Origin of the sequence: Kineococcus rubinsiae, assembly GCF_011839805.1 — a bacterium.
Taxonomy (GTDB): domain Bacteria; phylum Actinomycetota; class Actinomycetes; order Actinomycetales; family Kineococcaceae; genus Kineococcus; species Kineococcus rubinsiae.
Genome location: NZ_VWPY01000002.1, coordinates 243,900 through 252,884, shown reverse-complemented (window position 1 = coordinate 252,884; position 8,985 = coordinate 243,900). Strand labels below are relative to the sequence as shown.

Here is an 8,985-nt window from a genome sequence, read left to right as displayed (position 1 = left end):
GCCGGCGCCCGCGCGGGCGGGGCGGCCCGCCGCGCCCCGGCAGCGACGAGGAGGCCGAGGACGCCGCCCTCGACGGCGAGCTGCAGGGCGGGCGCTGACCCCGGCCCCTCAGCGGTCGGCGTCGCGGTCGGCCTGACGAGAGCACCGCTCGGTGGACGCCCCTGCACCCGTCGGCGTTCGCCCGTTCGGGTCAAGGCGGTGATGCAGTGCGAACCTCCGGACACTCTAGGCAACAATGGTCCCCATGGACCTGGGCCTGACCGACCGCGTGTACATCGTCTCCGGGGCGTCGACGGGTCTCGGGCTGGCGTGCGCGCGCGGCCTGGCGGACGAGGGGGCGCTGCTCGTCCTTTGCGCGGCCGACGGCGACGACCTCACCTCGGTGGCCTCCAGCATCGGTGACCCGTCGCGGATGCTGCTGGTCCCCGGGGACATCTCCGACCCCGGCACCGAGACCCGCCTGGTCGCCGCGGCCAACGCCCGCTTCGGCCGCCTCGACGGCGCCGTCGTCTCGTGCGGGACGCCCCCGTCCTCCTCGGTGCTCGACGCGCCGGACACGTCCTGGCGCGAGGCCTTCGAGGCGGGGCTGCTCGGCCCGCTGCGCCTCGCGCGCTCCGTGGCGAAGGCCGCGACGGCGGAGGGCGCGTCGGTGGTGATGCTGCTGACGGGCCCGGTGCGCTCCCCCGTGGAGGGCGCGGGTGTCGCCAACGGGCTGCGGCCCGGGCTCGCGATGGCGGCCAAGACCCTCGCCGACGAGCTGGGGCCGCGGGGCGTGCGGGTGAACACCGTGCTGGCCGGGCACCTCGAGGTGGAGTCGCCCCTGGAGCTGGAGCCCGCGGCCGAGGCCGGCCCGGAGGTCACCGACCACATCCCGCTGCGGCGGCTGGGGCTGCCCGACGAGTTCGCCCGCGCCGCGATCTTCCTGCTGTCCCCCGCCGGGTCCTACATCACCGGGGTGGGGCTGAGCGTGGACGGTGGCGCCGACCGCTCTCTCTGAACGGTCGACGCCACCGCGACGGACGGCGGTCCCGCGGGGACCGGCGGCCGCCTCAGCTCTGGCGGGCGCGCCCGCGCGTGGCTCCCCCTCTGCTGCGCAGGGAGACCTCGCTCTCGCTGAGGATGCGGTGCACGAACCCGTAGGACCGTCCCGACTCCTCAGCCAGTGCGCGGATGCTCTTGCCCTCCGCGTACCCCTTGGACAGCTCGCCCGCGAGCTGCTCACGCTCGGCACCGCTCAAGCGGGTGCCTCTCTTCGCCGTGTCGGTCACAGCGGACCTCCTCAACGTCGTCCGGCCTGTCCCATGGTCACTACCCACGCAGCGCTCGGCCACTCGAACGGGACCCGACCAGATCACGACCTCGTGACGAACGCTCAGGCGAGCGAGACCAGCTCCGCGTAGCCGGCGTTCCAGAGGTCCTCCACGCCGTCGGGCAGCAGCACCACGCGCTCGGGCGAGAGGGCCTCCACCGCCCCCTCGTCGTGGGTGACGAGGACGACCGCGCCCTCGTAGTGCTTCAGCGCGTCGAGGATCTCGGCGCGGCTGGCCGGGTCGAGGTTGTTCGTCGGCTCGTCCAGCAGCAGCACGTTGGCGCTGGAGACGACGAGGGTCGCGAGCGCCAGCCGGGTCTTCTCCCCGCCGGAGAGCACCCCGGCCGGCTTGTCGACGTCATCGCCGGAGAACAGGAACGATCCGAGGACGGTGCGGACCCGGGTGTCGTCGAGGTCCGGGGAGGCGGAGCGCATGTTCTCCAGGACCGAGCGGTCCACGTCCAGGGTCTCGTGCTCCTGGGCGTAGTAGCCGATCTTCGCGCCGTGGCCGCTGACGACCTCGCCGGTGTCGGGGCGCTCGACCCCGCCGAGCATCCGGAGCAGGGTCGTCTTCCCGGCGCCGTTGAGGCCCAGGATGACGACGCGGCTGCCGCGGTCGATGGCGAGGTCGACGCCGGTGAAGATCTCCAGCGAGCCGTAGGACTTCGACAGGCTCTCGGCCATCAGGGGGGTCTTGCCGCAGGGCGCGGGCTTGGGGAAGCGCAGCTTCGCGACCTTGTCCTGCTGACGCACCTGCTCGAGGCCGGAGACGAGCTTCTCGGCGCGCTTGGCCATGTTCTGCGCGGCGACGGCCTTGGTGGCCTTGGCGCGCATCTTGTCGGCCTGGGCGAGCAGCGTCCCGGCCTTCTTCTCGGCGTTGGCGCGCTCGCGCACGCGGCGCTTCTCGTCGGTCTCGCGCTGCTTCTGGTAGTTCTTCCAGCCGACGTTGTAGATGTCGATGACGGCGCGGTTGGCGTCCAGGTGGAACACGCGGTTCACGACGATCTCGAGCAGCTCCACGTCGTGGCTGATGACGACGAGACCGCCCGCGTAGGTGCGCAGGTGCTCGCGCAGCCAGGTGATCGAGTCGGCGTCGAGGTGGTTGGTGGGCTCGTCCAGCAGCAGGGTCTCGGAGTCGGAGAACAGGATGCGGGCGAGCTCGACGCGGCGGCGCTGCCCGCCGGACAGCGTCTTCAGGGGCTGCTCGAGGATCCGCTCCGGGAGGTTGAGGTTCGCGCAGATGCGCGCGGCCTCGCTCTCGGCCGTGTAGCCGCCCTGCGCCACGAAGCGGGCGTCGAGCTTGGTGTAGCGGTCCATGGCCCGGTCGCGGACCTTCTCGTCGTCGCTGGCCATGTCGACCTCGGCCTTGCGCAGCCGGGCGATGATGTCGTCGAGGCCGCGGGCGGAGAGGATCCGGTGCTGCGCGAGCATCTCCGGGTCCCCGGCGCGCGGGTCCTGCGGCAGGTAGCCGATCTCGCCCGTGCGGGTGACGGTGCCGGCGGCGGGCGGGTTCTCCCCCGCGAGCACCTTCGTCAGGGTCGTCTTGCCCGCGCCGTTGCGGCCCACGAGCCCGATGCGGTCGCCCGCGGCCACCCGGAACGTCACGTCCTGCATGAGCAGCCGGGCACCGGCGCGCAGTTCGAGGTCGGTCGCGACGATCACGAGGACAGCGGAGAGGTCGGGCGGCAGGGCATCACGTGACCCGATTCTACGGGGAGCGCGGGCGGGTGGAGTCCGCGCGCTAGGTTGCCGCCCATGGCCCCCCTCTCCCGCCGCTCCGACCTGCGCGCGCACCCCGCGCGCGCGGCCGCGCAGTCCCCGGCGCCGCACCCGCGGCAGGGGGTCCGGCGCCCCGCGAGCCGCAGCACCGACCTCGCGCTCGTCGCGGTCTTCGGCGCCCTCGTCGCCGCGCTGGCCCTGGCCGGCGGCGTGCCGCTGGGCGGCCCCGGCGTCCCCGTCACGCTGCAGACCTTCGGGATCATGCTGTGCGGCGCGGTGCTCGGCCCCTGGCGCGGCGCCCTGGCCGCCGGCGTCTACCTCGTCCTGGGCCTCGCGGGGCTGCCCGTGTTCGCGGGCGGCGCCGGCGGGCTGGGCGTCCTGGCCGGTCCCTCCGCGGGGTTCCTGCTCGCCTACCCCCTCGCCGCGCTCGTCACCGGGCTCGTGGCCCGCGCCGTCGTGCGCCGCGGCGGCCGCGCGCTCGTGCCCGGGCTCGCGGTGGCCTGCGCCCTGGGCGGGATCGTCGTCGTCTACGCGGGCGGGATCCCCGGCATGGCGCTGAACGGCTCGCTGAGCCTGCGGGCGGCCGCGGTGTACTGCGCGCGCTTCCTGCCGGGCGACCTCGTCAAGCTCGTCCTGGCCGTGCTCGTCACCGTGCCCGTGCACCGGGCGTTCCCGCGCCTCCTCGGCCGCTGAGGCCCGCCCGCCGGTGATCCGCCTGGAGGCCGTGGAGGTCCTGGCCGGCGGCCGGGCCGTGCTGCACCCCGCGACCCTGGAGCTGTGCGAGCGCTCCGTGGCGCTCGTCGGCCCCAACGGCTCGGGCAAGTCGACGCTGCTGCGGCTGCTCAACGGCCTCGTCCTGCCCTCGCGCGGGCGCGTCCTGGTCGACGGCGACGAGCCCGAGCACGCCCTGGCCGCGGTGCGCCGCCGCGTGGGCTTCGTCTTCACCGACCCGGACGCGCAGCTGGTCATGCCGACGGCCGTGGAGGACGTCGCGCTGTCGCTGCGGCGGGTGGGCGTGCCGCGGGCCGCGCGCGACGCGCGGGCGCGCGAGCTGCTGGCCGCGCAGGGCCTCGCGGGGCTCGCCGACCGCAGCGTGCGGGAGCTCTCGTCGGGGCAGCGGCAGCTGCTGGCGCTGACGTCGGTGCTGGCCACCGAGCCCGCCGTGCTGGTGTGCGACGAGCCCACGACGCTGCTGGACCTGCACCACGCCCGCCGGGTGGCCGGCGTGCTCCTCGCCGCGCCCGCGCAGCTCGTCCTGGCCACCCACGACCTCGACCTCGCGGCCCGCACCGAGCGGGCGCTGTGGATCGAGGACGGCCGGGTCCGCCTCGACGGGCCCGCCGCCGCGGTCGTGGCGGCCTACCGGGCGTCGGTGCCCGCGTGAGGACCGCGCGCCGGGGCCTGGACGCGGACGCGCCGCTGCTGGGCCGCCACCACCGGGGCACGTCCGCGCTGCACCGCGCGCGGCCCGGTGCCAAGCTCGCCGGCCTCGCGCTCGTGGGGCTCGCGGCCGGCCTCGCCCGGGCGCAGGCGCCCGCGCCCGCCGCCCTGGGGGTGCTCGGCCTGCTCTGCGCGGGCGTGGCCGCCGTCGCGCTGGCCGCGGGCCTCGGGGCCGCGTACCTGGCCGGTCAGCTGCGCCGGCTCTGGGTCGTCCTGGTGCTGCTGGCGGCGGTGCAGTGGGCCACGGCGGGCCCGCTGGACGCCGTCGCCGTCGTCGCGGCCCTGGTCGGCTGCGTGTGGGCCGCCGCGACCGTCACGGGCACCACGCCGGTCCCGGTGCTGCTGGACGCCGTGGTGAGCGCCCTGCGGCCGCTGCGGCGGGTCGGGGTGGACCCCGACCGGATCGGCCTGGCGCTGCTGCTGGCCGTCACGAGCATCCCCGTCGTCGCGGGGCTGCTCGTCGACTCCCGCGCCGCGGCCGCGGCCCGCGGCCTGCCGCGCGACCCGCGCGCCGTGCTGGTGCCCACCGTGCTGCGCACGGTCGCCCACGCGCACGCCGTCAGCGAGGCGCTCGCGGCCCGCGGCCTCGTCGACGACTGAGCCGGTCCGGCCGGCGCCGCTCAGCCACCGAGCGGGCGGGCGAGCCCCAGCAGGCGCACGAAACCCGGCCCGAACTCCTCGTCGAGGCGGCGCTGGTCGTCGGCACCCGCCAGCAGGACGGTGACGACGACCTGCCCCGCCGGCACGTCCACGTCGACCTGCACCGTCCCGGGTCGGGCGCTCGGGCCGTCGAGCCGGTCCCGCAGCGCGGTCAGCTCGGCCGCCGAGCGCGGCACGGCGCTCACGCACAGCGCGCCGCCCCACACCTCGCGCACCGCGGCCTCCATCGCGGCGAGGTCCCCCGCGGTGGAGACGTCGAGGACGAACGGGAGCGGGTCGCCCGCGAGGTCGCCGGTCAGGTCGACCTCGTCGACGAGCTGGTCGATCCACAGCTCGCCGTAGCCCGCCACCTGCTCCGCCCGCACCGACGCGGCCTGCAGCGCCTCCTCGCTCGTGCGGGCCGGGTCGGGCGCCGTCCACCCGCCCGCCGGCGGTGGGCAGGGACTGGCGAAGGACCGCTCGGGCACCACGTCGGCGGGCTCCAGCCGCCCGGGGCGGGCGGGTGCGGTGAGCCGGACGGCCCCGCCCTCGAGGACGCCCGTGACGACGAAGGGGCCGAAGCGGGCGCCGGCCGCCTCGTCGTAGGAGCCGGCCGGGAGGCTCGCGAAGTCCCAGCCCAGGAGGTCGGGGCCGCCGCACTGCGGCGGGGAGGACATCGCGATGGCGCCGAGGCACAGCTGGGGGCCGTGGCTGTCGTCCTCCAGGACGAACCCGGAGACCTCGAACGGGCCGGGGTCGGGGTCCGCTGCGGTGACGGGTGGAGCGGCCCGGCGCGGGTCCGACGCCGGCTGCCCGCACGCGGCGGCGAGCAGCGCGAGGGTGGAGACGGCGGCCACGACCAGCGCGGCCCGGGCGACGGTGCGCGGGACGGTCACCGCCCTCCGACGCACGCCGGGGGCGCCGCGTTCCGCGAGGGCGACGGTCAGGGGCGGGCGCGGTGGGTGCGCCGTTCCCCGGGGGTCGCCGCGACGGTGACGTCGGCGGTGTCCGCGGCACCGGCGTCGGCGGGCGCCAGCACGACGCGGTCGCGTCCGGCCCGCTTGGCGGCGTACAGGGCGGCGTCGGCGGCCGCCAGGACCTCCGGCAGCTGCGCCCACCCGCCGCCGGCGACGCCGATGCTCACGGTCACGGGCACCGGGCGGTCCTGCGACGGCGACGCCACCGCGGCCCGCAGCTCCTCGGCGCGCGCGGCCGCGTCGACCCCGGCGGGCAGCCGCAGCACGAACTCCTCCCCGCCGATGCGGGCCGCGACCTCGCCGGGTCGCGTGCCGGCGCTGAGCAGGTCCGCGAACCAGACGAGCGTCTCGTCACCGACGGCGTGGCCGTGCTCGTCGTTGATGCGCTTGAAGTGGTCGAGGTCGAGCAGCAGCAGCCAGCAGGACGGCGTGGCCGCCGGCGCCGCGGCGAGGCCGCGGCGGTTCAGCAGGCCCGTGAGCGGGTCGCGGCCTGCGCTGTCGGTGAGCTCCCGCAGCGCGGTCTCGACCAGCCCCCGCAGCCAGCTGGTGCAGCCCGCCACGAGCCCCAGCACGCTGGCGCTGACGACCACCCCGACGACGGCGCGCTGCGCGGGTCCCGTGCTCAGCAGGTAGCCGCCCCACACGAGCTGCTGCCACGCCAGCTGCAGGACGATCTCGCGGCGCGAGCGGGTCATGGCGATGACGAGCACGGGCGACAGGAGCGCGATCGAGCCGATGTCGAGGGACGGCAGCGACTCCGCGGCCGCGGTGCCCGCGACGAGGACCGCGGCGGCGAACGCCGAGTACCCCGCCCGCACCCACGCGGGCGCCCCGACCGGGGTCAGGTGGGCCCAGACCGCCACCACGGCGGCGCCCAGGGCCGCCAGCAGCATGAGCCCGTGCGCCGGCACGAAGGGCGCGAGACCGAGCAGCACCAGCGACCCGGGCGCGGCCATGAGGACGGTGGCCCGCCCGTCCCAGCGCCGGTTCGCGGGCGACCCGCGCACGGCCAGGTGGTCGGCGCCCCCCGGGGCGGGCGCCGGGGCGGCCCGCAGGGCAGGAGGGGTCGTCACGGCCCGCGGCCTCCCGTCGGGGGCCGCGGCGCGCCGACGCCGCAGGGGGTTCACGTCCGACCTCTCGCCTCGCCCCCGGCCTGCTGGTGGACCGCGGGGACCAACGGATCATCGGCCGGTGGGGGGCCCGGCTGAACGCCCGGCCGCGGTGCCGGCCGCGGGTCCTAGCGCGCCCAGGCGCTGAACGAGCGCAGCGAGCCGCTGCCGGGGCGGCGCAGCCACGGCCACGGGTGGGTCTCGACGACGTCCAGGCTCCTGGCACGGCGCGCGAAGCCGGGGACGGGGGCGTGCGTGACGGCCAGGCGACGCCCCCGCAGCTCCTCGACGGGGTCGCCCCGGCGCACCTCGACCCCGAGCTCGGCGAGGGTCTCCGAGAGGAAGACCAGCCGCTTGCCGGACAGGCGCAGCCGGGCCAGCAGCGGCTCGTCGAGGACGAACACGGCGGGCAGGTCCGGGTGGGCGAGCAGCGCGGGATCGGTGTCGCCGAGGGACTCCGCGGTCAGCCACACGGTGTCCGGCTCCCCCGTGGTCTCGACGGTGGCCGGGCCCTGCAGGTCGCCCCCGGGGCCGGAAGGGCCACCGGCGAGGCCGGCGGGCGGCTCGACGCGCGGGCCGGTCTCGGCGTCGGGCCACTCCTGGACGGGGCAGGCCGTGCGCAGCGCGCACGAGCGGCACAGCCCCGGGGCGCGCTTCTCCACCTGCCAGCGGCTGAACCCGTAGACCTTCCCGGTCCCGGTCCCGACCGCCCACTGCCAGCCGAGGCGGTTGGCGGCAGCGGAGCCGTCCAGGAGGTGGCGGTACATCTCCACCGCGCCCTCGCGCCAGTCGCCGCCGGCCCGCACGGAGTACTGCGACGCCAGCCACATCCGGGTCTGGTTCACCAGCCACCCGTCCTCGTGCAGCTCCTGCGTCGTCGCGGCCATGCAGGCCATCTCCTCCGGCCACGGCTCGCGCGTCCACGGCGTCGCGGGCACGGGCGCCTCGAAGCGCAGCGGCTGGGCGTTCGCGGCCCCGACCCGGGCGTAGAGGTGGCGGGCGTACTCCTGCCACAGCAGCTCGTCGCGGAACTTCGCGCGGTCGCGCGGCGGGGCGTCCGCGGCGGCCGCCCACACGGCCGGCAGCGGCAGCAGGCCGTGGCGGATGTAGGGCGAGAGCCGGGTCGCGCCGCGCCGGGTGCGGGGCAGCACCTCGTTGCGCTTCGCGGCGTAGCCGGTCAGGTCGAGGGTGGCCAGCGCGGTGTCGGCGGCGGACTGCCCGCCGCGCACGGGGGACGCGGCGACGTCGTCGCAGGCGAGGTGCCCGAGGTGGGTGCGGACCCAGTCGACGCAGTCGTCGCGGTCGGCCGGCGGGGGCGGGAGCAGGGGCACCCCGTGATCGTGCCCCGCCGGACGCACGACGGCCCGCGGAGCGGGTGCTCCACGGGCCGTCGGTGCTGCGGCGGTGCGCCGCGGCGGTCATCGGGTCAGACGTTGAACCCGAGGGCGCGCAGCTGCTCCTTGCCGTCGTCGGTGATCTTCTCGGGGCCCCACGGCGGCATCCACACCCAGTTGATGCGGTGGTCGGCCACGACGTCCAGCAGGGCCTCGCGGGTCTGGTCCTCGATGACGTCGGTGAGCGGGCACGCCGCGCTCGTGAGCGTCATGTCGATCGTCACGACGTTGTCGTCGGTGACGCTGAGGCCGTAGATCAGGCCCAGGTCGACGACGTTGATCCCGAGCTCGGGGTCGACGACGTCCTTCAGCGCCTCCTCGATGTCCGCGATCGCCGCGGGCGTCGGGCCGGCCGGTGCCTGGACCGCGGGGGTCTCCGTCTCGCTCATGCTCGGCTC

General features: G+C 76.8%; 10 protein-coding genes. 4 read left to right on the top strand and 6 right to left on the bottom strand.

The genetic code is table 11. The features are described 5' to 3' along the window. Positions 1-244: 244 nt before the first annotated feature. Entirely contained in the window at positions 245-997 is a 753-nt protein-coding gene (locus F1544_RS03035) for an SDR family oxidoreductase (RefSeq protein ID WP_167581913.1), read from the top strand. 52 nt (positions 998-1,049) lie between these two features. Here F1544_RS03035 and F1544_RS03030 read toward each other — a convergent pair whose 3' ends face one another. Beyond that, positions 1,050-1,268 carry a helix-turn-helix domain-containing protein gene (locus F1544_RS03030; RefSeq protein ID WP_167581911.1) on the bottom strand — a complete coding sequence of 73 codons (219 nt, stop codon included), beginning with the start codon at positions 1,266-1,268 and terminating at the stop codon, positions 1,050-1,052. 104 nt (positions 1,269-1,372) lie between these two features. After that, complete coding sequence (gene abc-f / locus F1544_RS03025; protein ID WP_208971215.1) at positions 1,373-2,923, bottom strand: ribosomal protection-like ABC-F family protein; 1,551 nt, start codon at positions 2,921-2,923, stop codon at positions 1,373-1,375. A 141-nt stretch (positions 2,924-3,064) separates the two neighbouring features. Here abc-f and F1544_RS03020 point away from each other — a divergent pair, with 141 nt between their 5' ends. Genes F1544_RS03020 through F1544_RS03010 form a run of 3 tightly spaced genes read left to right on the top strand, consistent with a single transcriptional unit; the run spans position 3,065 to position 5,068 of the window. After that, positions 3,065-3,721, top strand: a complete 657-nt coding sequence (locus tag F1544_RS03020) for a biotin transporter BioY (protein WP_167581907.1) — start codon at positions 3,065-3,067, stop codon at positions 3,719-3,721. A 13-nt stretch (positions 3,722-3,734) separates the two neighbouring features. After that, positions 3,735-4,412 carry an energy-coupling factor ABC transporter ATP-binding protein gene (locus F1544_RS03015; protein WP_167581905.1) on the top strand — a complete coding sequence of 226 codons (678 nt, stop codon included), beginning with the start codon at positions 3,735-3,737 and terminating at the stop codon, positions 4,410-4,412. Further along, entirely contained in the window at positions 4,409-5,068 is a 660-nt protein-coding gene (locus tag F1544_RS03010) for a CbiQ family ECF transporter T component (RefSeq protein ID WP_208971156.1), read from the top strand. The genes F1544_RS03015 and F1544_RS03010 overlap by 4 nt, the downstream gene beginning before the upstream one ends. Before the next feature lie 20 nt (positions 5,069-5,088). On the opposite strand, the gene F1544_RS03005 is transcribed toward F1544_RS03010, so the two are convergent. The 4 genes from F1544_RS03005 to F1544_RS02990 all read right to left on the bottom strand — a co-directional run bounded on the left by F1544_RS03005 (position 5,089) and on the right by F1544_RS02990 (position 8,976). Further along, positions 5,089-6,003, bottom strand: a complete 915-nt coding sequence (locus F1544_RS03005; RefSeq protein WP_167581903.1) for a hypothetical protein — start codon at positions 6,001-6,003, stop codon at positions 5,089-5,091. Between the two features lie 47 nt (positions 6,004-6,050). Then, positions 6,051-7,157, bottom strand: coding sequence for a GGDEF domain-containing protein (locus tag F1544_RS03000; protein ID WP_167581902.1), 1,107 nt, complete (start codon positions 7,155-7,157; stop codon positions 6,051-6,053). 164 nt (positions 7,158-7,321) lie between these two features. After that, entirely contained in the window at positions 7,322-8,524 is a 1,203-nt protein-coding gene (locus F1544_RS02995; protein ID WP_167581900.1) for an FAD-binding domain-containing protein, read from the bottom strand. Positions 8,525-8,619: 95 nt separating this feature from the next. Next, on the bottom strand, positions 8,620-8,976 hold the full coding sequence (locus F1544_RS02990; protein ID WP_167581898.1) for a metal-sulfur cluster assembly factor: 357 nt from the start codon (positions 8,974-8,976) through the stop codon (positions 8,620-8,622). Between the last annotated feature and the right edge of the window lie 9 nt (positions 8,977-8,985).